We start from the raw sequence: 26,238 nt of genomic DNA, 5'->3' as shown, positions 1-26,238 counted from the left end.
AACGTCGATCAAGTCTTGTCGAGGAAGCTGTCCACCACCCGCTTCTGGCCGGCCTTGTCGAAGTCGACGGTGACCTTGTTGCCGTCGACGGCGGAGACCGTGCCGGGGCCGAACTTGACGTGGAACACCCGGTCGGCGACGTCGAACTTCGGCGCGCCCGATACGACCGACTTGGCGATCAGCTCGCCCTCGATCAGCTTGGGCTGCGCCCGGCCATAGGACGATTGCGTCGGGGCCGAGAAGCCGCCACGGCCGCCCGCCGCTTTCTGGGCCTTCTGCGCCCGCTGCCAGCCGGGTGTTTCGTAGTTCGACTGGAAGCGCTCGACGCTGTCGAAGCGTGAGGCGCCGTAGGGGTTCTGGCGGCCGAAGGACGAGCCGTAGCCCCCATAGGCGCTGCCGGTTTCCTTGATCTCGACATGGGCGGCCGGCAGCTCGTCGAGGAAGCGCGAGGGGATCGACGACTGCCAGGAGCCGTGGATGCGGCGGTTGGACGTGAACCAGATCAGGCAGTGCTTCTTGGCGCGCGTCAGTCCGACATAGGCAAGGCGGCGTTCCTCTTCGAGGCCGGCTCTGCCGCCTTCGTCGAGGGCGCGCTGGTGCGGGAACAGACCTTCCTCCCAGCCGGGCAGGAACACCGTGTCGAACTCAAGCCCCTTGGCCGAATGCAGCGTCATGATGGAGACGGCGTCGAGTTCCTCGCCGCTGTCGCGGTCCATCACCAGAGATATGTGCTCGAGGAAGCCTTCCATGCTCTCGAACTCGTCCATGGAGCGGATGAGTTCCTTGAGGTTTTCGAGCCGCCCCGGCGCTTCGGCCGAACGGTCGTTCTGCCACATGGCGGTGTAGCCGCTCTCGTCTAGGATCAGTTCGGCGAGTTCGGTGTGTTTCATCGCGGGCACGAGGTCGCGCCAGCGTTCGACGCTCGCGAGGAAGTCGCGCAAGGACGTGCGCGTCTTGCCCTTGAACTCTTCCGTGGCGACCAACTGCCGCGTCGCCTCGGTGAGCGGTACGCTTTCCGCGCGGCCATAGTCGTGCAGGGTGCGGACGGAGGTGTCGCCGATGCCGCGGCGGGGCGTGTTGACGATGCGCTCGAAGGCGAGGTCGTCGGCCGGCTGCATGACGATGCGGAAATAGGCGAGGGCGTCGCGGATCTCGGCCCGTTCGTAGAAGCGAGGGCCGCCGATGACGCGATAGGGAATGCCCGAGGTGACGAAGCGGTCTTCGAACTCGCGCATCTGGAAGGAGGCGCGCACCAGGATGGCGATGTCGTTCAGCGCCGTGCCGTTCCTCTGGCAGCGCTCGATCTCGTCGCCGATCGATCGCGCCTCTTCCTCCGAGTCCCAGGCCGAGGCGACGAACACCTTGTCCTCGTCCTCGGCCTGCGGCAGGTCGGTGAACAGCGTCTTGCCGAGCCGTGCCTCGTTGTGAGCGATGAGGTGCGAGGCGGCGCCGAGAATGTGGGCGGTGGAGCGATAGTTGCGCTCCAACCGGATCACCTTGGCGCCGGGGAAATCGCGTTCGTAGCGCAGGATGTTGTCCACCTCGGCGCCGCGCCAGCCGTAGATCGACTGGTCATCGTCGCCGACGCAGCAGATGTTGTGCGAGCCCTGGGCGAGCAGGCGCAGCCAGAGATACTGGACGACGTTGGTGTCCTGATACTCGTCGACCAGGATGAAGCGGAACCGCTTGTGATAGTCGGCGAGAACGTCGGGGTTCTGGCGCAGGAGCGTCACCGCTTCGAGCAGCAGGTCGCCGAAGTCGACCGCATTGAGCACCTTGAGGCGCGCCTGATAGGCGGCGTAGAGCTCGCGCCCCAAGCCGTTGACATAGGCGCGCGCCTCGCCCTCGGGAATGTCGGCGGGGCGAAGGCCCTTGTTCTTCCAACCGTCGAGGGCCGAGGCGAACTGGCGCGCCGGCCAGCGCTTCTCGTCGATGCCTTCGGCCTGGATCAACTGCTTGATGAGGCGAAGCTGGTCGTCGGTGTCGAGAATGGTGAAGTTGCTTTTGAGGCCGACCAGTTCGGCGTGCTTCCTCAGCATGCGGACGCCGATGGAGTGGAAGGTGCCGAGCCAGGGCATGCCCTCGACGACGCCGCCGACCAGCTGGCCGACGCGCTCCTTCATCTCGCGCGCCGCCTTGTTGGTGAAGGTCACCGCCAGGATCTGCGAGGGAAAGGCCCGCCGCGTCGCCAGTATATGGGCGATGCGGGTGGTCAGGACGCGCGTCTTGCCGGTGCCGGCGCCGGCCAGCACCAGCACGGGACCATCCAGCGCCTCAACCGCCTCGCGCTGCTCGGGGTTCATGCCGCTGAGATAGCCGACGGCGCCACCGGAGGGGCGGGCGGCGGCCATGGCGCGGGCGGCGATGCCGAGCGAAGGAGAGGCGTCGAAGTCGGTATCGTCGTGATTCTGGGAAGCAGTCATGACGAGAACAATAAAGCAACGAAGCGACGGGCGCGAGAGTGTCGTGGGCTTTTGGAGCCCCTGTCTCTCCCGCCATCGGAAATAGCATTCTGGTTGTGTTTATCCCGACTTGACCTCCTGCGCTCCATGCCTAGCAGTTGCGAGGGGCTTTAGGGGAGGGGCGCGTGGAGACGGATAGTCGGCCGAAACGGTATTTCTGGCGGCGCCTCGGCGCTTTCCTTATTGATTTCGCTCTCGCCTACGCTTTGGCGGTGGTCATTCTCATGACCGTCGATGCGGTAACAGGAGGGGACTTTTACTACTGGAAAGGGGTTTATAGTCAAACCGCTTGCGTGACTGCTCCCCCGTCTCCCCTTCTGGACGAACTCAACAAGGTCCTTCCCGCTGTTCCTGATTGGCAAAGAACGGAGGTCGTTTGCCGAACCCTGCCCGCAGGCGGAAAACCGAGTTACGTGCTCACTGTGAAAAATGAGATACGGGAGGGGAAAACCACTCGTCTCCAGTATGTTGGCGCTTCAGTCACCGCTTCGGGCGATCGGCTCAACACCAGCCTTCAGCTCGATCCTACGGTTTCTGTGGCCTATTTGTTTATGCTTGCCTGGGCGCGCTATTTTGGGCGCTCGCCCGGCAAACGTTTTCTTCGGCTTACTGTGCGTGCCTGCGACTGTGGGGGTGACACTTCTCCCCATCTACTCCGGCGCGAGTTCTTCCGCCTCGGGCCGCTACTCCTGTTCTCGCTGGTCGGCGTTGCCGCTGGTCTGACCGCATGGTGGTTTGTTGGCTCGATGACTGACTACCTCTGGCTGATAAGGCAAATGCTGGATGCTCCCATTGCATGGGCTGTCCCCAACGCCGTCCTGAGTTTGGCCCTTGCGGTCTACTATCTCTTCCCATTTCTCCGCTGGCGCGGACAAGCTTTCTACGATCGGTTCGCCGGAACAGTGGTTGTGAAGGACTGAGCCTTCGACGGGGTGTCATTGGTTAATGGAAGGTAGTTTCCTTGGTATTTTTCACTAACGTTGTGTAGTTTCTGAAATGGTCCAAGGAAAGCCTATGTTTTCGATTTTGTTCTGAACCGTATTTGTGGAGACTAGAAAGGGAGTTTCCGGTTTTCGTTTACCGGTCCTTCAAGGATTGGGCGCCAAATCGTCTCGTTGGCCGCCGATCAGGCCTTTTCTCCAAGGAGAGAGGACATGAAGATGACCTCCGATGGGACGCTTACCGCAATCAACACTTATTTCATCGGAGTGCCTCCGGCCAATGTCGGCCGCGCAATGGCGGTGAACGTCGAAGATGCCGACAATGAGGCCTGGCGGCTCGAACCCGGCCACTATCTCGATACGGTGGGCGGCCTCGTCGCCGCGACGCCGGAACTGGCCTCGCTGGCCATCTCCTGGTCGCGTGGCTGAGCGCATGCATAGAAATCCTGTCGGCCGGGCTTCCGGGCTCGATTTTCGCGCCTGCGGCGCCCACCGCACCAAGGACGTTGGCGACGAAGCGTTTTCGCCGCCGATGCCCTGGCTGTCTCCACGGCGCAAGACGGCGCGGCACTTCTGCCCGGTCTGCGCTGACCCGCTGAGAAGAGGTGCTCGCTTGAAGCAACCTTCAGCACGCTCGGACGCGTTGCTCGTTTAGGCTTGTCAGGGGCACTGCCCGTTGGCGTTGCCCGCTTGGTTTTTCCAAAATGCTTTGCCGGCCGGATCGAGGTGTCCGGCCGGTGCTCGCACTAAAGGCCCTTGATCCGGTCGAGCCAGGCGTCCTCGTCGATCACCTCGATGCCGAGTTCGGACGCCTTGGCGAGTTTCGAGCCGGCGCCAGGGCCCGCCACCACCAGATCCGTCTTCTTCGACACGGAGCCGGCCACCTTGGCGCCGAGACGTTCGGCGGTGGCCTTGGCTTCGTCGCGCGTCATCTTCTCCAGCGAACCGGTGAAGACCACCGTCTTGCCGGCCACCGGGCTGTTGGTTGTCACCGGCGCCTCGGCGTCGAGCGGCGTAATCTCCTGGAGCAGGGCGTCGATGGCGTCACGGTTGTGATCCTCGCCGAAGAAGTCGGTCAGCGCCTCGACCACCACGGCGCCGACGCCGTCGATGGCGTCGAGTTCGGCCAGCGTTTCCGGGTCGCGGTCGGCCGCCTTCTTCATGGCATCGTAGAAGTGGGTCCACGAGCCGTAGGCGCGGGCGAGCAGCTTGGCGTTGCCCTCGCCGATGTGGCGAATGCCTAGGCCGAAGATGAGACGGTGCAGGTCGATCCGGCGGCGCGCCTCGATGCTTTCGAAGAGGTTCCGAACCGAGGTCGCGCCGAAGCCGGGGAAGTTGGATAGGCGGTTGAGGCCGGTGGCTTCGCGCCGGGCAAGCGTGAAGATGTCGACCGGCGTCCGGATGGAAAGGTGCTCGTCTTCGAGGGCATGGAAGAACTCGATCTGCTTGTCGCCGAGACCCTCGATGTCGAATGCCAGGCGCGAGACGAAGTGCTTCAGGCTCTCCACCTGCTGGGCCGGACAGATGAGGCCGCCGGTGCAGCGGCGCACCGCGTCGATCTTGCCGGTCTTCTCATTGGTGTCGCGCACGGCGTGGCTGCCGCAGCGCGGGCAGAGGGTGGGGAAGGCGTAGGGCAGGGCGTCATCGGGGCGTTTGTCGATCAGCACGTCGACCACCTGGGGGATGACGTCGCCCGCGCGCTGGATCACCACGGTGTCGCCGACGCGGATGTCGCGGCCGTCGCGCAGCGGCAAACCGTCCTGGCCGATGCCCTTGATGTAGTCCTCGTTGTGCAGCGTGGCGTTGGAGACGACGACGCCGCCCACCGTCACCGGTTCCAGCTTGGCAACCGGTGTCAGCGCGCCGGTGCGGCCGACCTGGATCTCGATGGCCTTGACGGTGGTGGAGGCGCGCTCGGCCGGGAACTTGTGGGCGGTGGCCCAGCGCGGCGAGCGCGAGCGGAAGCCGAGCCGCTCCTGTAGCGCCAGGCTGTTCACCTTGTAGACCACGCCATCGATGTCGTAGCCGAGGTCGGCGCGCTGGCTCTCGATCAGCCGGTAATGGGCGAACAGCTCCTCCTCGGAGTGGCAGAGCACCATCAGTGGGTTGACCGGGAAGCCCCAGTCGGCGAAGCGCTTCACCGTGTCGTACTGGGTCGAGGCCAGGGGTTCCGAGAGGTCGCCCCAGGCATAGGCGAAGAAGCTGAGCGGTCGGCCGGCCGTCACCTTCGGATCGAGCTGGCGGAGCGAACCGGCGGCGGCGTTGCGCGGGTTGGCGAACAGCCTGCCGCTCTCGTTCATCATCCGCTCGTTGAGGGCGGCGAAGTCGGCCTTCTTCATGTAGACCTCGCCGCGCACCTCGACGACATCGGGCGCACCGGCCGGCAGTTCGTCGGGGATCTCGGCGATGGTCCGCACGTTGGCGGTGACGTTTTCGCCGGTGGTGCCGTCGCCGCGCGTCGCCGCCGTGACGAGGCGGCGATCCACATAGCGTAGCGACATCGAGAGGCCGTCGATCTTGGGCTCGGCGGTGAAGACGGGCGTCTCGCTGGCGCCGAGGAAGCTCTTCACCTGTTTGACGAAGTCGTGGAGGTCGGCCTCGCTGAACAGGTTGTCGAGCGACAGCATCGGCCTGACGTGGCGGACCTGCGAAAACGTCTCGGAGACGGGTGCGCCGACCTTGAGCGACGGCGAATCGGAGCGGACGAGCTCGGGAAAGCGCGCCTCGATCTCGCGGTTGCGGGCGCGCAACGCGTCGTAGTCGGCGTCCGAGATCTCCGGCGCATCGTTGGCGTGATAGAGCCGGTCGTGGCGGGCGATCTCGGCGGACAGGCGCTCCAGTTCGGCGGCGGCCTCGTCCTGGGTGAGGTCTTCGACGGGAATGGAATTCGTTTCGGCCGACATCGCGCGTCTCCCGTGGGACTCTTTTCGGCTCCGGTTAAAGCCGAATACTCGGGCAGGGCGCAAGATCCCAGGTGGCGGCGACAGCTTCCGTCACCATGAGGACGATGCGCGGGACGGAGGCGACGTCCGCGCCCTGTGAATGGTGAACTATGTCTTAATCCCCGTTTCCCAGCGGCGCTGCGATTTGCTAAGTCTTTGGGAGAGGGGCGGACGGCGCCATGGTGCGAACCTTGCAGGGCGGCGTGGAAGTTTATCGGAGCATCGCGCGGTTGGACGTGAGTCGCGCCAACGTCTCCGAAGTGGGTATACGGGAGCCAAGACGCTGAATTCGTTGTATTTCGGTATCGGATTCACGGTCATCCTGGCGCTCCTCGTGGCGCTGGTCGGGCCGCTGTTTGTCGATTGGACGGCCTATCGAGCCGCTTTCGAGACGGAAGCCGCGCATGTTCTGGGACACAAGGTGTCCGTTCGCGGGACGGCCGACGCCAGCCTGTTGCCCTATCCCTCGCTCTCCTTCTCCGACGTGGTGATCGGCGACGATCCCAACGCGCCGCTGATGACCGTCGGCCGGTTCAACATGGAGATCGAGCTGTTTCCGCTGCTGTCGGGCGAAATCCACGTCACCGAGATGCAGGTGGTGCAGCCCGAGCTCAACGTCCGCATCGACGAGAACGGCGCCTTCGAGTGGATGGCGGCCGAAGGCGGCATCGGCATCAATCCCAGCCGCGTGATGCTGTCGGGCGTCGACATCGAGGACGGCCGCCTCGTCATTGCCGATGCGCGCCACAGCCAGCCGGTGGTGATGGACGGCATCAAGGCCCGGCTCGACGCGCCGGCGCTGGCCGGGCCCTACAAGGTGGACGCCACGGCACGGGTCGGCGGCGACACCCTCGCCATCAAGGCGGCGACCGGCGCCGCCGACGGCAGCGGCGCCTTCGCGCTCAAGGCCAACGTGCGCTCGGCGGCCCACCCGGTGGCGGCCAGCTTCGACGGCCAGCTCAAGTTTGCCAACCACCGGCCGACCTGGGCCGGCAAGGCGACGCTCGACCGGGTGATCGCCAAGGAAGACCAGGCGACCTTGCCCTGGTCGCTCACCGCCGATCTCGACGTTTCCAACCGGGCGGTGCTCGCCAAGGCGCTGGAGTTCCACTACGGAGCGGAAGAACGGCCGTTCACCATCTCCGGCGCCGCGACGCTGGATCTCGCCGCGGTGCCGAGCTTCGAGGCGGTGCTGTCGGCCCGTCAGATCGACCTCGATCGTACGCTCGGCGCAGGGCCGGACAAGCCGGTCTCGCTTGACGGCGCGCTCACCGCCTTCGGCGCGGCCATTGCCAGCCTGCCGGTGCCGAGCGTCCCCGGGCGCATCGGCTTTGACATTCCCGGCGTGGTGGTCGGCGGCAGCATCATTTCCGATCTTCGAGCCGATCTTGTCACCGCCGCCTCGGGCTGGACCATCGACACGCTGGAAGCGACGTTGCCGGGCAAATCGTCGCTCACGGCGCATGGCCGGCTCTCCACCGCGCCGACCATCGGCTTCGATGGCGACGTCTCGCTCGCCTCCGACCAGCCGGCGACGCTGATTGCCTGGTGGGCGCCCAACCGGCCGAAGGTCGGGCTCGATCCCTTCCGCTTCTCGGCCAAGGTGGCCGCGTCGATGGATGGGTTAAGGCTCGACGACGTCGACGCCCGTCTCGACGAGGGGCGTATCAGCGGCTCGCTCGATTTCCTGCCGGGCGTGGCCGGCCGCAAGCCGCGTCTGACGCTGGCGCTCGATGCCGATCAGTTGAGGCTCGCCGACGTGCAGACGGTGGCCGGCCTCGCGACGGGGCAGGGCGTCGGGGCCGACGTCGTAGTCAAGGCGGCCATCGGTGCGCTGATCGCCGGCGATACCCGGGCCGAGGGCTTCGACGTGTCGGCCTCGCTCATCGACGCCACGCTCGACGTCGACCGCCTGTTCGTCCGCTCGCTGTCCGGCGCCCGCGTCACGGCGGCGGGCACCATCCGCGACGTGACGACGACGCCCGACGGCTCGATCCAGATGCGCGTGTCGGCCGAAAAGCTGGAGGGCGTCGCCGACCTCGTCCGCGCTCTCGCGCCCAATACGCCGGTGGTCGGCTTTCTGCGCGACGCAGCGCCCCATCTCGGACCGGCGAGCTTGGAGGGCACCGTGCTCGCCAGGGCATCGGGCGAGGGGACCGACGTCAAGGTCGAGCTGAACGGTTCGGCGGCGGCCACCGACATACGCGGCGAACTCGCCTTCAAGGGGCGCGTCGATGCCTGGGATACCGCCGACGTGTCCGCCGACGTCAGCCTGACCGGCCCCGACGGCGCCGAGCTGATGCGCCAGTTCGGCCTCGCCGTGCCGGATGTCGACCGGCCGGGCGACGGCAGCCTTACCCTGTCGGCCATGGGCAAGTCGAAGGAGGGCCTCGCCGTGGTGGTGCGCGGCGCCATGGGGCCGACCGAGGTGACGCTCAACGGTTCGGCGACGCTCGCGCGCGGCGCGCCGCCCAGCGCGGAGCTCGACCTCGACCTGAAGTCGCCGGACGTCGGCTCTCTCCTGGTGCTCTCGGGCAATATCGTTCAGGGCGTCATGCGATCGACGCCGGCCGACGTCGCGGCCCATCTGTCGATCGGCAACCGCAAGGTCCTGGTCAACCGCATCGAAGGCAAGCTCGACGAGGTGCCGACGGTCGGGGACATTTCCATCGACTTCGCCCCGGCCGTGCCGAGGGTGACGGGCACGCTGTCTTTCGACGAGGGATCGCTCGCCGGTCTCGGCGAGGCCATCCTGGGACCGGCCGTCTTCGACTTCCCGATCGTCCAGAGCCGCAATCCCTGGCCGGAGGCGCCGTTCGGCGCGGCGTTGATCGACGGCTTCGACACCGACCTCGCCCTCAAGTTCGGCCGGCTCGACATCGAGGGCGGGCCTGCGGCCAAGAGCGTGGCGCTGTCGCTGTCCAGCAATGCCTCCGGCACCGGGCTCGACGGCATCGAGGCGACGCTGGCCGGCGGCAAGCTTTCCGGCGACCTGATGATCAAGCGGGATCTCGACGGCACGGCCGGCGTGTCCGGCACGCTGCGCCTCCAGGGCGCGGCGGCCGAGGAGTTCGCCTGGCGGCGCGACGGCCGGCCCTTGGTCACCGGCGTGCTGGGCGTCGACGTCCAGATCAATGCCACGGGACGGACGCTGGCCGGCTGGATGTCGTCGCTGACCGGCGGCGGCAGCTTCTCGCTCAGGGATGGTCGGCTCGCCCACATGACGACGCGGGCGTTCGGTCAGGTGATCCGGCTGGCCGATGCCGGCAAGGAGCTCAGCGAGGATCGCATCCGTCAGGCCTTCACCGACAACGTCGACATGGGCGATCTCGCCTTCGAGCGGCTCGATGCCGCCTTCACGCTGGCTGGCGGCACGCTCAGGGCGCCCAACATCGTGGTGACGACGAAAGACGGCGCCAGCTCCGGTTCGGCGACGGTGGACATCGCCCGCCTGACGGTCGACAGCGAGTGGCGCCTGTCCCACGACGTCGGCGACGCGGCGGCCGGCGGCGGCGTGCCGCAGGTGTCGGTGCTGTTCAAGGGGCCGCTCGCCAACCCGTCCCGTCGCGTCGACGTCACGGCCTTCGCGTCCTACCTCGGCATCCGTGCGCTGGAGAAGGAGACGCAGCGCGTGCTGATGATGCAGGCCGACATTCTCGAACGCGAGCTTCTGTCGCGTCAGGTGCTGCGCGACCGCGAGGCTCTGGACCGCCGCAATCGCCTAATGCTTGAGGCGCGCGAGCGCGCCGCGGCGGCGGCACTGGCCGAGAAGGCCAAGGCGGCGGCGCTTCTCGCCGCCCAGAAGGCGCGGGCGGAGAAGGAAAAGGACAAGGCGGCGGGCGACCCGCTCGACGCCATCGGCAAGATCCTGGAGAATGGCGCGCCGGCGGCGCCGGGCACCAAGCTGAAGCAACTGCCGAGCTCCGACGTCGGCTTGCCGCCGGGCGGCGTGACGGAGACTGCCCCATGAGCTCATCGCCCTCCCGCCTCGGCCGCCACGCCCGCCGACCCAAGCCGACCACCCGCGCCGCCACACCCGACGACATCGAGGTCATCTCCGGCTTCATTCGCTCGCTCGCCGCCTACGAGAACCTGTCCGAGAAGATGGTGGCGACACCGGAGGACTATGCGGCCGCCCTTTTCGGCGACAATCCGCGCGTGTTCTGCGAACTTGGCTTCATCGGCGACAAGCCGGCCGGCATCGCCGTCTGGTTCTACTCCTTCTCGACCTTCCTCGGCCGGCACGGGCTCTATCTCGAAGACATCTTCGTCGATCCGGCGGCGCGCGGGCAGGGCGTCGGCAAGGCGCTGCTGGCCCGGCTGGCCCGGCGTTGCGTCGACGAAGGCCTCGGCCGCTTCGAATGGACGGTGCTCGACTGGAACAAGTCGGCCATCGATTTCTACGCGGCCATGGGCGCGCCGCTCAACGATGCCTGGGTTCCGGTGCGCATGACACCCGAAGCCATCGAGAAACTGGCGAAGGAGTGCCCGTGAACCGTCCTCTCCTCGACATCGTCGTTGCCATGGCCGAGAACGGCGTCATCGGTCGCGACGGTGGCATGCCCTGGCATCTGTCCACCGATCTCAAGTACTTCAAGGCGCTGACGCTCGGCCGCCCCATGCTCATGGGGCGCAAGACCTTCGAGTCGATCGGCAAGCCCCTGCCGGGCCGCGAAACCCTCGTGGTGTCGCGCGATCCGACCTTTCGGCCGGATGGCGTTACCGTGATTGGCGATCTCGGCGCCGCCCTCGACGCGGCGGCCGCGAGCGCCGAGGCGAAGGGGGCCTCGTCCTACGTGGTGGCCGGCGGCGGCGCGCTCTACGCGGCGACGATCGGCCGGGCTGACCGCCTGTTCATCACCCGGATCGCTGCCTCGCCCGACGGCGACACGCGCTTTCCGACGGTCGATCCGGCGCTTTGGGAGCTCTCCGCCAGCGAGCCCATGGTGCGCGGCGAGCGCGACAGCGCCGACGCCGTTTTCGAGACGTGGATTCGCCGCGGCTGACCGCGCCGAAAGAATCACGCGCGGACGGTTGATCGGAACATCCAGACACCCCAAATGGCGATTGAACTCTGCGCGCGTTGAAGAGCGAGGCGTTGCCTCCTATGATCGCCGTCAGACCGAGCCGGAGCGTTTCCCGTCGGGCAGCCTTGCCTGACCATCACGGAAGCGCTCCTGATTTTTACTTACGGAGGAAGGGACCCTAATGCCCTGGAGCAATCAGAGTGGTGGCGGCGGCTGGAAAGGCGGCGGTAACGGACCGTGGGGACAGCCGCCCAGAGGGCCGCAGGGTGGCGGTGGTGGCGGCAACGAGCCCCCCGACCTTGAGGAACTGCTCCGGCGCGGACAGGACAAGATCCGTCGGCTTCTGCCCGGTGGCGGTGGTGGCGGACGGCCCGGGCAGGGCGAGCCCACCGGCATTCTGACGGCGTTGCCGCTGATCGCGGTGGCCGCGGTCGGATTCTGGCTCTACCAGAGCATCTACGTGGTCCAGCCCGATCAGGTCGGCGTGGAGCTGCTGTTCGGCAAGGTCAAGCCAGAGCTCAACGAGCCGGGTATCCATTTTGCCTTCTGGCCGATCGAGCAGGTGGAGACGCCGGCCCTGCTCAAGGAAAACCAGGAAGTGCTCGGCGGCGTTGCCGCCGGTGGCGCCGACTCCATCATGCTTTCGGGCGACCAGAATCTGGTCAGCGTCGAGTTCTCGGTGCTCTGGCGCATCGCCGATCCCGTCAAGTATCTGTTCCGTGTCGCCGACCAGCCGGACATCGTCCGCAAGGTTTCCGAATCGGTGATGCGTGAAGTGGTCGGGCGCACCCGTGCCGACGAGTTCCGCACCACCGGCCGCGAAGCGGCGCAGACCGCGGTGCGCGAGCGCATCCAGCAGACGCTGGATTCCTACGACGCCGGCGTATCGATCACCGCCGTCAACGTCACCCGCGCGGATCCGCCGCTGGAGGTGCAGGACGCCTTCGGCGAAGTGCAGCGCGCCCAGCAGGACCAGGACAAGTTCAAGCAAGACGCGCAGGCCTATGCCAACAAGCGGCTTGGCGAGGCGCGCGGCGAGGCGTCGCAGATCCGCGAGGCGGCGCTCGGCTATCGCGACCAGGTGATCGCCGAGGCGACCGGTGGCGCACAGCGCTTCACGTCGGTTTACCAGGAGTACGCCAAGTCGCCCGACATCACGCGCGAGCGCATCTATCTTGAAACCATGGAGGGCGTGCTCTCCAAGACCAACAAGGTGATCCTCGACAGCGGCTCGACGCAAGGCGTGCTGCCCTACCTGCCGTTGCCCGAAATCGGGCGTCCGGCGACATCGGCCAGCACGGGAGGTACCCAATGATGCGCACGATCGCTTTGCCCTTCGTCCTGATCGTCGTCGCCGTTGCCGCGCTGGTCGTCTATTCGTCGGTCTTCATCGTCACCGAACGCGATCAGGCCATCCAGTTGCGCTTCGGCGAGATCCAGCGGGTCATCACCGAGCCCGGAATCTACTTCAAGCTGCCGACCAACATTGTCGACAGCGTGCAGATTGTCGACAAGCGTCTCAACACCATCGAGATCGACAACAACGTCGTGCAGGTGCGTGACAGCCGCCAGTATGTGGTGGATGCCTTCGCGGCCTACCGCATCGTCAATGCCCGGGCCTTCCGCGAGAGCGTCACCGGCAACATGGCGATGGCGGAAATGCGGCTCAGAACCCGTCTCGATTCGGCGTTGCGCCGCGTCTACGGCACGCGCTCATTCGGCGACGCGCTGTCCGAGGAGCGGGCGGCGATGATGCTTGAGGTGGCGGAGTTCGTCCGTCCGGAAGCGGCCAATCTCGGCATCGACATCGTCGAGCTCAGGATCCGCCGCACCGAACTGCCGAACAACGTGCTCGAACAGACCTACGACCGCATGCGGTCGGAGCGTCTCGCCGAGGCGGCCGAACTCAGGGCCGAGGGTACGCAGGAAGCCGCGCGCATCCGCGCCGAGGCCGATCGTCAGGCCACCGTGCTTCTGGCCGAGGCGCGTCGTGATGCCGATATCCTGCACGGCGAGGGCGATGCCGAACGCAACCGCATCTACGCTGAGGCCTATGGCGCCGACAGGGGCTTCTTCGAGTTCTATCGTTCGATGCAGGCTTACGCCTCGTCGCTGGCCAATGGCACGACCATGCTGCTCAAGCCTGACTCGGAGTTCTTCCGCTTCTTCGGTGGATCGACCGGGATGGCGGGGAACGCGGCGGCTCCGGCCGTTCCGGCCCAGCCTTGAACGACTTCCTGGTCGCCGTCGGCCTGATGGTCGTCCTTGAGGGGCTGCTGTACGCGGCAGCCCCTTCGCTGATGCGCAAGGGGCTCCGCCAGCTGCTGGAAGCCTCCGACTTCTGGCTCAGGACCGGTGGCGTTGCTGCGATGGCGGTCGGCGTCGCCGTCGTCTGGGCGGTGCGGGGCGGATGACCGGCCGTCAGTCGTGCGCGGGTGGGGTTTGTCTCCATCCGTGAAACGGATTATGACTTCGCCGAATGCGTAGGGCGCGGTCGCTGATCGCGCTCATCCGGAACAGAGGCTTCACCGCCCTTGCTTCCGGTTTTGTTTTCTAGCGTCCAGGCGCTCCGGAAGGCCTGGGACTTCGCGGACGGACGCTCCAGTGGAGGAAGACCGGCTATGGTCTCATGGAACAGGACAGTGCCGGATGTCGGCCGGCGGCGCGGATCGGGGCTCGCGGCGCTGATGCTGGCGGCGGCGCTCGCCCTTGGCGGCGCCGGCACGGCCACCGCCGAGCAGGGGCCGGACTCCGTCGCTGATCTGGCCGAGAAGCTGATCGGCGCGGTGGTCAACATCTCCACCACCCAGACGGTGGCCGAGACGCGGCAGGTGCCGCTGCCCCAGGTGCCGGAAGGCTCGCCTTTCCAGGACTTCTTCGACGAGTTCTTCGACAAGAACGGCAATGGCAAGGGCGGTGACCCCGGCGATGGCGCCGATAACGGCGACGGTGGCTCCGACGAGGGCGGCGACCCGCGCAAGGTGCAGTCGCTCGGCTCGGGCTTCGTGATCGACGGCGCGGGCATCATCATCACCAACAACCACGTCATCGAGGACGCCGACGAGATCGTCGCCAACTTCTCCGACGGCAGCAAGCTGAAGGCGGAGCTGGTCGGCCGCGACGCCAAGACCGACCTCGCGGTGCTGCGCGTCAAGCCGGACAAGCCGCTCACCGCCGTCAAGTTCGGCGACAGCGAGAATATGCGCGTCGGCGACTGGGTGATGGCGATCGGCAACCCGTTCGGCCTCGGCGGCACGGTGACCACCGGCATCATCTCGGCCCGCAACCGCGACATCAACTCCGGCCCCTACGACAACTACATCCAGACCGACGCGGCCATCAACCGCGGCAATTCCGGCGGTCCGCTGTTCAACGAGAAGGGTGAGGTGATCGGCATCAACACCGCCATCATCTCGCCGTCGGGCGGCTCGATCGGCATCGGTTTCGCCATCCCCTCGGAGATCGCCGTCGGCGTCGTCGACCAGTTGCGGGAGTTCGGCGAGACGCATCGTGGCTGGCTCGGGGTCAACATCCAGGAAGTGACCGATGATCTTGCCGAAAGCCTCGGCATCGATCGGCCGCAGGGCGCGCTGGTGGCCGGCGTCACCGAAGGCGGGCCGGCAGCGGCCGCCAAGCTCGAGCCGGGCGATGTGATCGTCGCCTTCGACGGGCATGCCATCAAGACCATGCGCGAGCTGCCCCGCCTCGTCGCCAATACGGCGGTCGGCAAGGAAGTATCCGTCACGCTGATCCGCAAGGGCAAGGAGCTGACGCTTCCCGTCAAGCTCGGCCGCCTTGAGGAAGGCGAGAAGATGGCCGAGGCGACGGGTGACGAGCCGGCGGCCGAACAGCCGAAGGACGAACCGAAGGTTCTCGGCCTGACGCTCGGCGCTCTGGATGACGACGCCCGGGAAAAGTACCGCCTCAACGCCGAAGTTCGTGGCGTCGTGATCACCGGCGTCGATCCGGCGAGCGCGGCGGCCGAAAAGGGCATCGCGGCCGGCGACCTGATCGTCGAGGTGGCGCAGGAACAGGTTCTGTCGCCCGACGACGTGACCAAGACCGTCGAGAAGCAGAAGACGATGGGCCGCAAGTCCGTGCTGCTGCTGGTCTCCAACGCCAGCGGCGATCTCCGCTTCGTCGCGGTGAGAATGGAGTGACGGACGCCACCGTCCGAAAGAGAACGGCGGTCGGTTCCTCGCGGACCGGCCGTTTTTCATTGGTGGATATCGACTGTCTCGCAGACGGGCAGCCATCCGCTATGGAGACGCCTCGGGTCTCACCCCTCTCTCCAACTCTCCCCCACAAGGGGGGAGAGAGCGCGTCGAGCTGACCTGCGCGAGTTCGCGATCTGGTGTTTCTGGTTGAGCCGGGCCGGACTGTCTCCACCTTGTGAGGGAGGGAGCAGGGCGAGGGCTGTGGCAGGTTCTGGAAGGAAACTCTTCCGTGCCCTCTCCCCCCTTGTGGGGGAGAGTTGGAGAGAGGGGTACTGGCACGACCCTCAGTCGGTCGGGCGGCGGATCAGCGCTATGTCGATGTTGCGCTCGGGGTAGAAATCGGTGGCGGTCAGCTCGAAGGTGGTCGGTCCGGTCTTTTTGACGCCGTCGCCGCAGAAGGACACCAGCGTGTCGGTATCGCCCTTGTCGACCGTCAGGTGGAAGCGGCCGATGGTTCCGCCCCAGTTGGCGCCGGTGGTGAGCACGTAGGAAATCCAGCTTTCCTGGAGGTAGGTATTCGTCGTCCGCGCCGCATCGAGGCGCTTGGCGACAGCCCTGAGGAAACTGTCGTCGAAACAGTAGCGCTGCTTCTCCCTCTCGAAGCCCTCACCAGCGAAGGGATCGTTCTCGTCGGGGCCGAGAAAGGCGAGGCCGGCCGTGGCGCCGACGCTGGGCGTGTAGCGGTGGGCGACGCGCAGGTCGCGACCGGCAGGGAAGGTGGTGCGCCACCAGTAGGTGGTCTTGAGCCGCCAGACCGGCACGTACTCCGTCTTCCAGCCGCTGCCGTCGTCATATTCCATGGGAATGACGATGCCGCGCTCGATCCAGTCGGCGACCGTCTGCTTCGGCAAGGCGGCGAGGGCATCGGTCGTCGCCGCGCCGAACGGCAGCAGCGGGATGCCGTGCTGTTCGAGGAGGGCGGTGATGTCGACCTCGACGGCGAAGGCGTGACGGTCGATTTCCGGCTTCACCGGCTGGTCGTCGATCGTCACGGAGAAGTTCATGAAGTTGTCGGACTCGGGATTGGGGACCGAGACCATGAAGTCGCCGCTGCCCTCGATATCCGGCATGGGAAAGGCGACCACCGTTGTCCGGTCACGGTCGCCGTCGTTGTGGAAGACGTAGTCGACGCGGACTTCCTTCGGCGAGATGTAGAGATCCTCGCTCTGCATCTGGACATTTTCCGCATAGACGAAGGTCAGCCCGCCGGCGGCCAGTTCCGCCATGGTGTCGTTGGCATGAACCACGACCGGCACCCCCGCGAAAGCGGCGGCGATTCCGAAGGCGGGCAGTCTCTTCATACGGCGACCTCGGCCTTGATGTGCGGATGCGGATCATACCCCTCGACGGCGATGTGCTCGAATCGGAAATCGCGAACGTCGGTTATCCCTTCGGCGAGCTTCAGCCGGGGCAGGGGGCGCGGTTCGCGGGTGAGCTGCAGCCGGCTCTGGTCGAGGTGGTTGCGATAGAGGTGGGCGTCGCCGAGCGTGTGCACGAAGTCGCCGGGCTTGAGGCCGGTCGCCTGTGCCATCATGGCCGTGAGCAGCGCGTAGGAGGCGATATTGAAGGGCACGCCCAGGAACACGTCGGCCGAGCGCTGGTACATCTGGCAGGAGAGACGGCCGTTGGCGACATAGAACTGGATGAGGAGGTGGCAGGGCGGCAGCGCCATCTTCGGCACGTCCACCGGGTTCCAGGCGGTGACGATCATCCGGCGCGAGTCGGGGTTGCGGCGGATGGTCTCCTGAACCTCGGCAATCTGGTCGATGGTGCCGCCATCGGGCGTCGGCCACGAACGCCACTGGTGGCCGTAGACCGGACCGAGATCGCCGTTGTCGTCGGCCCATTCGTCCCAGATGGAAACGCCGTTGTCCTTCAGGTACTTGATGTTGGTGTCGCCCTGCAGGAACCAGATCAGCTCATGCACGATCGACTTGATGTGCAGCTTCTTGGTGGTCAGAAGCGGGAAGCCCTCGGCGAGGTCGAAGCGCATCTGGTGGCCGAAGACCGATAGTGTGCCGGTGCCGGTGCGGTCCTCCTTGGCGGTGCCGGTGTCGAGGATGAGCTTCAGGAGGTCGAGATATTGCTGCATGACGGTCCGCTGCGTGCGAGGGGCAGAAGAGACTAGCCGGAGTCGCGCGCCGAGTCAGCCTGGGGCGCCGTGTCATCCGCAGGGGGCGCCGGGGGCGGAACGGCGAAGTTGCGGGCGAGGGCGTGATAGACGCCCTCCGGCGCGATGAGGCTGGAGATCTTGCCGGCGATCAGCGCCACCAGCATCAGCGGCAACAGCATGGAGTGGTTGAGCGTCATTTCCTGAACGATCACCACCGAGGTCAGCGGCGCCTGCACCACGCCGGCGAGGTAGGCGCACATGCCCAGGAGCGCGATGGCCTGGAGGGCATCTACGTTCAGAAGATAGGCGACGTCGAGGCCGAGGCCGGCGCCGATGGACAGCGAAGGCGAGAAGATGCCGCCGGGAATGCCCGACAGGGTCGAGGCCAGCGTCGCGAGAAGTTTCGCCGGGCCGTACCAGAGGCCGACGTCGGCCGGTGTCTGGTGGATGGCGGCGCGCGCCGCTTCGTAGCCGGTGCCGCTGACGTCGCTGCCCGAGGCGAGGCCGAGAACGGCGACCAGAAGGCCGAGCAGGGCGGCGGTGGCGATCGGGCGGCGGCGAATGAAGGCGCCGGCCTTGCCGGGCACGCCGCGCGACCAGACGACGTTGAGGCGGTTGAACAGGCCGCCGAGTGCGCCGCCGACAATCGCTACTACCGGAACGGCGACCCAGGCGACGCCCTGTGACAGCGTCACGTAGGACGAGCCGAAATAGGTGTAGTCGCCGAGCAGCATCTGCGCCGTCAGGCCGGCGAGCATCACCGTCATGATGACGATGCCGCTCGCCTTGCTATCGAAGGACCGGCTGAGTTCCTCGATGGCGAAGACGATGCCGGCCAGCGGCGTGTTGAAGGCGGCGGCGACGCCGGCAGCGCCGCCGGCCAGCAGCAGCGACGAGCGACGGATGGAGGCGACGCGGCCGGCCGCCTGCATGATGGCGGCGCCGACCTGCACCGTCGGGCCTTCGCGGCCCAGCGAGCCGCCGGCCAAAAGGCCGAGCAGCATCAGCAATATCTTGCCGCCGGCGATTCTCAGCGAGACGAGGTGCCCTGACGGCTCGGCGGACGGCAGCTTGCGGGCGGCGATCACCTGCGGAATGCCGCTGCCCTGCGAACCGGGAAACAGGCGCCGGGCGAGGAAGCACGAGAGTGCGAAGCCTGCGGGCGTGACGATGAGCGGCAGCCAAGGCAGCGCGGCGACGCCGGCGCGAAAGACATCCTGGGCGAGATCGGCGGCGCGGGCCATCAGCACGGCGGCGATGCCGACGCCGATGCCGCCGACCAGGAACAGGATCTGGCGGCGGAGGCGGGACGCCTCGACGCGGGAATAGCGGGCGTAGACTTTCGGCCGATGCAGTCGCAGCATGGGAACTCGCCGGTTTTGTGCTTTTCAGCGCTTCTATCGGACCTGGAAAGGGGCACGGTCAAGGTTGGATGGTGCATGGCGGCGTCCCGCGATGGGGACGGATCGTTTGCCGCCTCTTCACAGGCGGGCCGGCAGCCCCTATATGTCTTCCTGCCGGAGCAATCCGGCTATGGTGATAAACGGACTGCGTAATAAACCATTCGGACCCGGGGGCGGTACCCGGCGCCTCCACCCAAGGCCTTGCAAAGCCAATCGGCGCAAGGCTTTCGGCGGGGGCGAAATAGGATCGACGGGGGCGTAAAGGCGGCTCTTTCACTCGGCATTGTACCACCGTTATCGGGCTAACCTTATAGTTGCGAATGACAACTATGCTCCGGTGGCCGTCGCCGCGTAATGCGGTGCCCAAACTGGGAATCAAGCCCTAGGGGGTTGCACCTTTAGGCGGGGTTCGGAGGCACCTGGCAACAGAAGCCTCCACTTAATTCTCTTCCCAACTTTGCCGTGTTTCCCGCGCTTTCGGCGATCCGCCGCGAAGCCGTTTACACTGTTGCGCCGGATGCTTTAAACTGCCGGCAACGACGCGGCCCCATCGGTCGCCTGCGATTTCCTCAAGGCGGAGCCTCAATGCCCAAGGACATGATCCGTTACGACGTTCTGGCTCAGGAGGCCTTCCGCGGCCTTGTGAAGAAGGTGCTGGCGGAAGTGGCGCATGCCGGCCTGCCGGGCGAGCATCATTTCTACATCATCTTCGATACCCGGGCGCCGGGCGTGCGCATTTCCGCCCGCCTCAAGGAGCGCTACCCGGACGAGATGACCATCGTCATCCAGCACCAGTATTGGGAGCTGGTGGTGAACGAGACCAGCTTCGAGATCGGCCTTTCCTTCTCCGGCGTGCCCGAGAAGCTGGTGGTTCCCTTCGCCTCGGTGCGCGGCTTCTTCGATCCGTCGGTGGAGTTCGCGGTGCAGTTCCCGCTGGTCGACGAGAGCGGCAACGCCGCCGACATGCCCGAGGAAGGCCCGCTCAAGGCGATCGGTCCGGCAAGCGGCGAGGCCAAGATTTCCGCCCGTCCGCCCAGAGGGCAGGCCGCCAAGGAGCCGGCCGCCAAGCCGGAAAAGCCCGCTGCCAAGGCGCCCGAGGAGCCCAAGCCCGCCGAAGAGGCGAGCGAGGAGCGCGCGAGCGGACCGACGGTGGTATCGCTCGACGCATTCCGCAAGAAGCCCTGATCGGCGATGGGCGAACTCGTCAATCTTCGCCGGGCACGCAAGGATCGTGATCGCCGCCGCCGCGAGGACGAAGCGGCGGAAAACCGCATGAAGTTCGGCCGCAGCAAGGCGGAGAAGCAGACGGCCAAGGCGCAGGACGCGCTGGAGGCGCGCCGCCTCGATGGCCATCGTCTCGATTCCCCCGCCGATCCGGAGCCGTCGCCGGACACCTCCTCATGAACGTCAAACGGTCGCTGTCGCTGGCCGGGCATCGGACCAGCCTGGCGCTGGAGCCGGAGTTCTGGACGGCTGCCGAGCGTCTCGCCGAGCGGCGCGGCCAGAGCCTTGCCGCCTTCGTTCTCGACATCGACCGCACGCGCGGCAATCGCAACCTGGCGAGCGCCGTCCGCGTAGCCGTTCTCGCCCATCTCACCGCTCCCGCTTCTCTGCCAGAGCGCGCTTCCTCCTGATCCCGAGTCCGCATCTTGGTTGAGCTTTCCCTGCACCTCCTGACGGCGCTGTTCTTCGCCGCCCTCGTCGCCGGCTTCATCGATTCGATCGCCGGTGGTGGTGGCCTCATCACCGTGCCGGCGCTGATGCTGGCCGGCTTCACGCCGCTCCAGTCGCTAGGTACCAACAAGCTGCAGGCGCTGTTCGGTTCGGCCTCGGCGACGCTTGGCTACGCGCGGGCGGGGCAGGTCGATCTCCGCGCGCAGTTGCCGATGGCGCTGATGTCGGCTGGCGGCGCCGTGTTGGGGGCACTTCTCGCCACGGTGTTGCCGGGCGACTGGCTGCAGATCGCCATGCCGATCATGCTGATCGTCATCGCCGTCTACTTCGCCTTCAAGCGCGGCCTCAACGACCTGGACCGCCACGCCCGGATCACGCCGTTTCTGTTCACGCTGACATTCGTGCCGCTGATCGGCTGCTACGACGGCCTGTTCGGGCCGGGCACCGGCTCGTTCTTCATGCTGGGCTTCGTGTCGCTGGCGGGTTTCGGGCTGCTGAAGGCGACGGCGCATACCAAGATGCTCAACTTCGCGAGCAACATCGGCAGCTTCTTCGTGTTTCTCGCCTCCGGGGCCATCTTCTGGAAGCCCGGCCTAGTGATGGGCGCTGGTCAGTTCCTCGGTGCGCAGCTCGGCTCGCGCCTGGCCGTCAGGGGCGGCGCCAAGGTCATCCGACCGCTCCTGGTGATCACCTGCATCTGCCTTGCGATCAAGCTCCTGGCCGATCCCGCCAATCCGGTGCGGATGTGGGTGATGGGGCTGTAGGGGAGCGCGTCAGGCCCAACTCTGTGTCTGGTGAGGCCGAATTACACCGCCGCGAATTCCTCGCGGGTGAAACCCTGAAGGTAGAGAACGGCGGTGAGATCGCCGTGGCGGATCGACACCTCTGCCGCTTCCGCCACCTTGGGCTTGGCATGGAAGGCGACGCCGAGGCCGCTTTCGTTGATCATGTCGAGATCGTTGGCGCCGTCGCCGATCGCCACCGTCTCGTGGTGGGCAAGGCCGCGCGCCTGACGGAGTTCGATCAGCGTGGCGAGCTTGGCCGCCTTGCCGAGGATCGGTTCGGCGACGAGGCCCGATAGCCGGCCATCCTCGGTCAGCAGGCTGTTGGAACGATCCTCGTTGAAGCCGATCATGTCGCGGATGCGGTCGGTGAACAGGGTGAAGCCGCCGGAGACCAGGGCGGTATAGGCGCCGTGCGCCCGCATGGTGCCGATCAGCTCGCGGCCACCCGGCGTCAGCGTGATGCGTTCGCGAAGCACCTCGTCGACGACGGCGGTGTCGAGCCCCTTCAAAAGGGCGACGCGCTCGCGCAGCGCCGGTTCGAAGGCGATCTCGCCGCGCATCGCCCGCTCGGTGATGGCGGCGACGTGCTCCTTGAGGCCGACGAAGGCGGCGAGCTCATCGATGCACTCCTGGCCGATCATGGTGCTGTCCATGTCGGCGACCAGAAGCTTCTTGCGTCGCCCTTCGGCCTCGATCACCGCGAAATCGACGGCCGCATCGCCGACGACCTCGGCAACGCGGTGCACCGCCTCGCTATGCGAAAGATAGTCGGCGACGGCGATGTCGGCGGCGATTCCTTCGGCCAGCACCTTGTGGGCGTCGCCGCCCAAGCGCCGCGACACGCTGACGGTCAGAGCATCGGTCACTTGCGGATTGACCGGAGATGAGACAAGCGTTGCGACAAGCGACATTGGGGAGGCTCCAGGCGTGACGGCGGAGACGGTAGAAAGGCGCGCGGTTCTGATAGCCGGACCGACGGCGAGCGGCAAGTCGGCTCTGGCGCTGGCGATCGCCGAGCGCTGCGACGGCGTGGTGATCAACGCCGATTCGATGCAGGTCTATCGCGAACTGCGCATCCTGACGGCGCGACCGTCGCCGGAGGACGAGGCGCGGGCGCCGCATCGCCTCTATGGCCATGTCGGCAGCGGCGAGGGCTACACCGTCGCCCGCTATCTGGACGATCTGGAAAAGACGCTGAAGGAGGTCGCCGGCCGGCCGGCGGTGATCGTCGGCGGCACTGGCCTTTACTTCAACGCCATGACGCAGGGTCTGTCGGATGTCCCGCCCATCGACGAGCGGGTGCGTGCCTTCTGGCGCGAGCGGGCGCGGACGACGAGCCCGGCCGCGCTGCACAAGGAGCTGGCCGTCGTCGATCCCGTGCTCCACGGGCGTCTGCATCCCAACGACACGCAGCGGGTGCTCCGGGCGCTGGAGGTGGCCGACAGCACGGGGCGGCCGCTGTCCGAATGGCAGGAGAAGCGCTCGCGGCCGGCGATCCCCGGTGGCGGCATGGCCCGTGTCGTCATGGCGCCGGCGCGGGACTGGCTGCACGAACGCATCGAGGAACGCTTCCATGCCATGGCGGCGGCGGGCGGGCTCGACGAGGCGCGGGCGTTCGACGCTCTGCGCCTCGATCCGGCGCTGCCGGCCATGAAGGCGATCGGCGTGCCCGAGATGATGGCGGCGGCGCGGGGCGAAGTGGACGTCGAGGACGCCATCGAGGCGGCGGTGACGGCGACTCGGCAATATGCCAAACGGCAGGAGACCTGGTTCCGCAACCAGATGCCCGAGTGGCCGCGCCTCGATCCGGCGGCGTCGCGACATTTTCTTGCTGTGGTCGACGACATTGCGCAACGAATGAAATAGGCTCTTGACCTGTCAGCCGGCTGCCGGTACGTTGCCGGCCAATCCGGGGTTGTCCCGGCGAACGAACCAGAGGGCGGCATGCGTTCCCTTCTCGTAGTACTTACATGGCGCACCGTGTCGGAGGTCTCCAGCTGAGGCCTGCCGGTAAATCATGGTGCGCGGAAATCGGGTCCCTCTTCGGGGCCTTTTTTATTACCTGAACAACGCAACGAAGCCCCGGGACGACGGGACGAGAGCTTGAGGTAACAGGCGATGACACGGCAGATGACAGGCGCGGAAATGGTCATCCAGGCGCTGATCGACCAGGGCGTCGACACCATTTTCGGCTACCCGGGCGGCGCGGTGCTGCCGATCTTCGACGAGCTGTTCCAGCAGGAGGAAGTCCGCCACGTCCTCGTTCGCCATGAGCAGGGCGCCGGTCACGCCGCCGAGGGCTACGCCCGCTCCACCGGCAAGGTCGGCGTGGCGCTCGCCACCTCCGGCCCCGGCGCCACCAACATGGTGACGGCGCTCACCGACGCGCTGCTCGACTCGATCCCCATGGTGTGTATCACCGGTCAGGTTCCGACGACGCTGATCGGCACGGACGCCTTCCAGGAGGCCGATACCGTCGGCATCACGCGGCCCTGCACCAAGCACAACTGGCTGGTGCGCCGCATCGAGGATCTGCCGGGCATCCTGCACGAGGCCTTCCGCATCGCCACCACCGGACGTCCCGGCCCGGTGCTGGTCGACATCCCCAAGAACATCCAGTTCCAGACCGGCACCTACGAGAACTGCAAGGACAAGGCGCTGACGCAGTATCATCCGGCGGTGAAAGCCCCGGACGCGGCCATCCGCGAGGCGGTCGAGCTGATGGCGGCGGCCAAGAAGCCGATCCTCTATACGGGCGGTGGCGTCATCAACTCCGGCCCGAAGGCAGTGGCGCTGCTGCGCGACTTCGTCAAGCTGACCGGCTTCCCGATCACCTCGACGCTGATGGGCCTCGGCGCCTATCCGGCCTCGGGCAAGAACTGGCTCGGCATGCTGGGCATGCACGGCACTTATGAAGCCAACCTCGCCATGCACGACTGCGACGTGATGGTCTGCATCGGCGCGCGCTTCGACGACCGCATCACCGGCCGCATCGATGCCTTCTCGCCCAATTCCAAGAAGATCCACATCGACATCGACCCGTCCTCGATCAACAAGAACGTGGTGGTCGACCTGCCGATCGTCGGCGATGTCGGCTCGGTTTTGGAAGACATGATCGCGGCATGGAATGCCCGCAAGCCGGTGCAGGACAAGGCGGCGCATGCGGCGTGGTGGAAGCAGATCGACGGTTGGCGGGCGAAGAAGTGCCTGACCTATCGGCCGTCGGCCGAGGCGATCATGCCGCAATACGCTCTCGAGCGGCTGCACGCGCTGACCAAGGATCGCGACACCTACATCACCACCGAGGTGGGCCAGCACCAGATGTGGGTGGCGCAGTACTACGGTTTCGAGGAGCCGAACCGCTTCATGACGTCGGGTGGCCTCGGCACCATGGGCTACGGCCTGCCGGCGGCCATCGGCACCCAGCTCGCCCATCCCGGCGCTCTGGTGATCGACGTGGCGGGCGACGCGTCGATCCAGATGAACATTCAGGAGCTGTCGACGGCGGTGCAGCACAATGCGCCGGTCAAGGCATTCATCCTGAACAACCAGTACATGGGCATGGTGCGCCAGTGGCAGCAGCTGTTGCACGGCAACCGGCTCAGCCATTCCTACGTCGACTCGCAGCCCGATTTCGTGCGTCTCGCCGAGGCCTATGGCGCGGTGGGCATTCGCTGCTCGAAGCCGTCGGAGCTCGATGACGCCATCGAGGAGATGATCCGCATCGATCGGCCGGTACTGTTCGACTGCCACGTGGTCAGTCTCGCCAACTGCTTCCCGATGATCCCCTCGGGCAAGGCGCATAACGAGATGCTGCTGGGCGCCGACGTCTCCGACGAGGAGATCGAGACGGCCATCGGCACCGCCGGCAAGGTTCTGGTGTGAGGCGCGGCACTTTGCCCCTCGCATCCTCCGCAACGCTTTATCGGAAATGACATCATGATGATCGTCGCAGGTCAGTCCCAGTCCGCCTACTTCCTGGAAGAAGAGCTACCCTCCACCGAGCGTAGCCATACGCTGTCGGTGCTGGTCGACAACGAGCCGGGCGTCCTCGCCCGCGTCGTCGGCCTGTTCTCGGGGCGCGGCTACAACATCGAAAGCCTCACCGTCTCGGAGATCGAGCACTCCAGCCACATGTCGCGCATCACCATCGTGACGACGGGGCGACCGCCGGTCATCTCGCAGATCATGCATCAGCTCGGCCGTCTGGTGCCGGTGCACAAGGTGATCAACCTTACCTGGGCCGGCGACGCGCTGGAGCGCGAGCTGGCCTTGGTCAAGGTTGCCGGAAAGGGCGAAATGCGCGACGAGGCGCTGCGCCTCGCCCAGGCTTTCAATGCCCGCATCGTCGACGCCACGCTCGACTCCTACGTGTTCGAGATCACCGGTGCGCCGGCCGACATCGACCGCTTCGTCGGGTTGATGAAGGAATGCGGGCTGGTGGAACTCGCCCGCACCGGCCTCGCGGCTCTGGCCCGCGGCAAGACGGGAATCTAGCGGCTCCGGCTCCGACGCCTGCATTCGGGGGAACTCATCTTCCCTGTAAGTGTCGGAGCCGCCACCAACCGGCAGTCAGGCCGGTATGTTGTTTCGGTGTTTTGTTCAGAGGACGTCATGCCTTCCTTCTGCGTAGTACTTGATTGGCGCACCGTGTCGGAGGTCTCCATCTGAGAC

General features: G+C 66.4%; 22 protein-coding genes and 1 other RNA gene. 17 read left to right on the top strand and 6 right to left on the bottom strand.

What is annotated here, in order from left to right; genetic code table 11:
- Positions 1-8: 8 nt before the first annotated feature.
- The gene (locus tag M4J39_RS21465) at positions 9-2,423 is read right to left on the bottom strand and encodes an ATP-dependent helicase (protein WP_251730539.1); all 2,415 of its coding nucleotides are present in this window, start codon (positions 2,421-2,423) and stop codon (positions 9-11) included.
- A 164-nt stretch (positions 2,424-2,587) separates the two neighbouring features.
- Between M4J39_RS21465 and M4J39_RS21460 the strand changes: the two genes are divergently transcribed.
- The gene (locus M4J39_RS21460) at positions 2,588-3,382 is read left to right on the top strand and encodes an RDD family protein (protein ID WP_251730538.1); all 795 of its coding nucleotides are present in this window, start codon (positions 2,588-2,590) and stop codon (positions 3,380-3,382) included.
- A 234-nt stretch (positions 3,383-3,616) separates the two neighbouring features.
- Positions 3,617-3,832: a hypothetical protein gene (locus M4J39_RS21455; RefSeq protein ID WP_251730537.1), complete on the top strand. Its 216-nt coding sequence runs from the start codon at positions 3,617-3,619 to the stop codon at positions 3,830-3,832.
- Between the two features lie 317 nt (positions 3,833-4,149).
- Here M4J39_RS21455 and ligA read toward each other — a convergent pair whose 3' ends face one another.
- On the bottom strand, positions 4,150-6,306 hold the full coding sequence (gene ligA / locus M4J39_RS21450) for an NAD-dependent DNA ligase LigA (RefSeq protein ID WP_251730536.1): 2,157 nt from the start codon (positions 6,304-6,306) through the stop codon (positions 4,150-4,152).
- Positions 6,307-6,637: 331 nt separating this feature from the next.
- Between ligA and M4J39_RS21445 the strand changes: the two genes are divergently transcribed.
- The 7 genes from M4J39_RS21445 to M4J39_RS21415 all read left to right on the top strand — a co-directional run bounded on the left by M4J39_RS21445 (position 6,638) and on the right by M4J39_RS21415 (position 15,532).
- Positions 6,638-10,315, top strand: a complete 3,678-nt coding sequence (locus M4J39_RS21445) for an AsmA-like C-terminal region-containing protein (RefSeq protein WP_251730535.1) — start codon at positions 6,638-6,640, stop codon at positions 10,313-10,315.
- Positions 10,312-10,839 carry a GNAT family N-acetyltransferase gene (locus M4J39_RS21440; RefSeq protein ID WP_251730534.1) on the top strand — a complete coding sequence of 176 codons (528 nt, stop codon included), beginning with the start codon at positions 10,312-10,314 and terminating at the stop codon, positions 10,837-10,839. Before M4J39_RS21445 ends, M4J39_RS21440 begins: the two co-directional genes overlap by 4 nt.
- Positions 10,836-11,351, top strand: a complete 516-nt coding sequence (locus tag M4J39_RS21435; RefSeq protein ID WP_251730533.1) for a dihydrofolate reductase — start codon at positions 10,836-10,838, stop codon at positions 11,349-11,351. Before M4J39_RS21440 ends, M4J39_RS21435 begins: the two co-directional genes overlap by 4 nt.
- 202 nt (positions 11,352-11,553) lie before the next feature.
- The gene (hflK, locus tag M4J39_RS21430) at positions 11,554-12,687 is read left to right on the top strand and encodes an FtsH protease activity modulator HflK (RefSeq protein WP_251730532.1); all 1,134 of its coding nucleotides are present in this window, start codon (positions 11,554-11,556) and stop codon (positions 12,685-12,687) included.
- Positions 12,687-13,601 carry a protease modulator HflC gene (gene hflC / locus M4J39_RS21425; protein ID WP_251730615.1) on the top strand — a complete coding sequence of 305 codons (915 nt, stop codon included), beginning with the start codon at positions 12,687-12,689 and terminating at the stop codon, positions 13,599-13,601. The genes hflK and hflC overlap by 1 nt, the downstream gene beginning before the upstream one ends.
- Positions 13,598-13,786 (top strand): DUF2065 domain-containing protein, encoded by a 189-nt coding sequence (locus M4J39_RS21420; protein WP_251730531.1) that lies wholly within the window; start codon positions 13,598-13,600, stop codon positions 13,784-13,786. Before hflC ends, M4J39_RS21420 begins: the two co-directional genes overlap by 4 nt.
- A 207-nt stretch (positions 13,787-13,993) precedes the next feature.
- The gene (locus M4J39_RS21415; protein WP_371875496.1) at positions 13,994-15,532 is read left to right on the top strand and encodes a DegQ family serine endoprotease; all 1,539 of its coding nucleotides are present in this window, start codon (positions 13,994-13,996) and stop codon (positions 15,530-15,532) included.
- Between the two features lie 341 nt (positions 15,533-15,873).
- Here the strand turns inward: M4J39_RS21415 and M4J39_RS21410 are convergent, their stop codons facing one another.
- From M4J39_RS21410 to M4J39_RS21400, 3 genes are read right to left on the bottom strand one after another with little or no spacing between them, the layout of a single operon-like run.
- Positions 15,874-16,890, bottom strand: coding sequence for a DUF4424 domain-containing protein (locus tag M4J39_RS21410; RefSeq protein WP_251730530.1), 1,017 nt, complete (start codon positions 16,888-16,890; stop codon positions 15,874-15,876).
- Positions 16,887-17,681: a thymidylate synthase gene (locus M4J39_RS21405; protein WP_251730529.1), complete on the bottom strand. Its 795-nt coding sequence runs from the start codon at positions 17,679-17,681 to the stop codon at positions 16,887-16,889. The genes M4J39_RS21410 and M4J39_RS21405 overlap by 4 nt, the downstream gene beginning before the upstream one ends.
- A 32-nt stretch (positions 17,682-17,713) precedes the next feature.
- Positions 17,714-19,066, bottom strand: coding sequence for a chloride channel protein (locus M4J39_RS21400; protein WP_251730528.1), 1,353 nt, complete (start codon positions 19,064-19,066; stop codon positions 17,714-17,716).
- Between the two features lie 112 nt (positions 19,067-19,178).
- On the opposite strand from M4J39_RS21400, the gene ssrA reads away from it, so the two are divergent.
- The 5 genes from ssrA to M4J39_RS21375 all read left to right on the top strand — a co-directional run bounded on the left by ssrA (position 19,179) and on the right by M4J39_RS21375 (position 21,543).
- Positions 19,179-19,545: a transfer-messenger RNA gene (gene ssrA, locus M4J39_RS21395) on the top strand.
- Positions 19,546-19,690: 145 nt separating this feature from the next.
- On the top strand, positions 19,691-20,290 hold the full coding sequence (locus M4J39_RS21390) for an SspB family protein (protein ID WP_251730527.1): 600 nt from the start codon (positions 19,691-19,693) through the stop codon (positions 20,288-20,290).
- A gap of 6 nt (positions 20,291-20,296) precedes the next feature.
- Positions 20,297-20,509: a DUF4169 family protein gene (locus M4J39_RS21385; protein WP_251730526.1), complete on the top strand. Its 213-nt coding sequence runs from the start codon at positions 20,297-20,299 to the stop codon at positions 20,507-20,509.
- Positions 20,506-20,739, top strand: coding sequence for a ribbon-helix-helix domain-containing protein (locus M4J39_RS21380; protein ID WP_251730525.1), 234 nt, complete (start codon positions 20,506-20,508; stop codon positions 20,737-20,739). Before M4J39_RS21385 ends, M4J39_RS21380 begins: the two co-directional genes overlap by 4 nt.
- 15 nt (positions 20,740-20,754) lie before the next feature.
- Complete coding sequence (locus tag M4J39_RS21375) at positions 20,755-21,543, top strand: TSUP family transporter (RefSeq protein ID WP_251730524.1); 789 nt, start codon at positions 20,755-20,757, stop codon at positions 21,541-21,543.
- A gap of 41 nt (positions 21,544-21,584) precedes the next feature.
- Here M4J39_RS21375 and serB read toward each other — a convergent pair whose 3' ends face one another.
- Entirely contained in the window at positions 21,585-22,475 is an 891-nt protein-coding gene (gene serB / locus M4J39_RS21370; protein WP_251730523.1) for a phosphoserine phosphatase SerB, read from the bottom strand.
- Between the two features lie 16 nt (positions 22,476-22,491).
- Here serB and miaA point away from each other — a divergent pair, with 16 nt between their 5' ends.
- The 3 genes from miaA to ilvN all read left to right on the top strand — a co-directional run bounded on the left by miaA (position 22,492) and on the right by ilvN (position 26,061).
- Entirely contained in the window at positions 22,492-23,430 is a 939-nt protein-coding gene (gene miaA / locus M4J39_RS21365; RefSeq protein WP_251730522.1) for a tRNA (adenosine(37)-N6)-dimethylallyltransferase MiaA, read from the top strand.
- Positions 23,431-23,682: 252 nt separating this feature from the next.
- Positions 23,683-25,449 carry an acetolactate synthase 3 large subunit gene (locus M4J39_RS21360; RefSeq protein WP_251730521.1) on the top strand — a complete coding sequence of 589 codons (1,767 nt, stop codon included), beginning with the start codon at positions 23,683-23,685 and terminating at the stop codon, positions 25,447-25,449.
- Between the two features lie 54 nt (positions 25,450-25,503).
- Positions 25,504-26,061 (top strand): acetolactate synthase small subunit, encoded by a 558-nt coding sequence (ilvN, locus tag M4J39_RS21355; protein WP_371875495.1) that lies wholly within the window; start codon positions 25,504-25,506, stop codon positions 26,059-26,061.
- Positions 26,062-26,238: the final 177 nt, after the last annotated feature.

Origin of the sequence: Pleomorphomonas sp. NRK KF1, assembly GCF_023721755.1 — a bacterium.
Lineage (GTDB): Bacteria > Pseudomonadota > Alphaproteobacteria > Rhizobiales > Pleomorphomonadaceae > Pleomorphomonas.
This window is presented reverse-complemented; position numbering and strand designations above follow the sequence as displayed.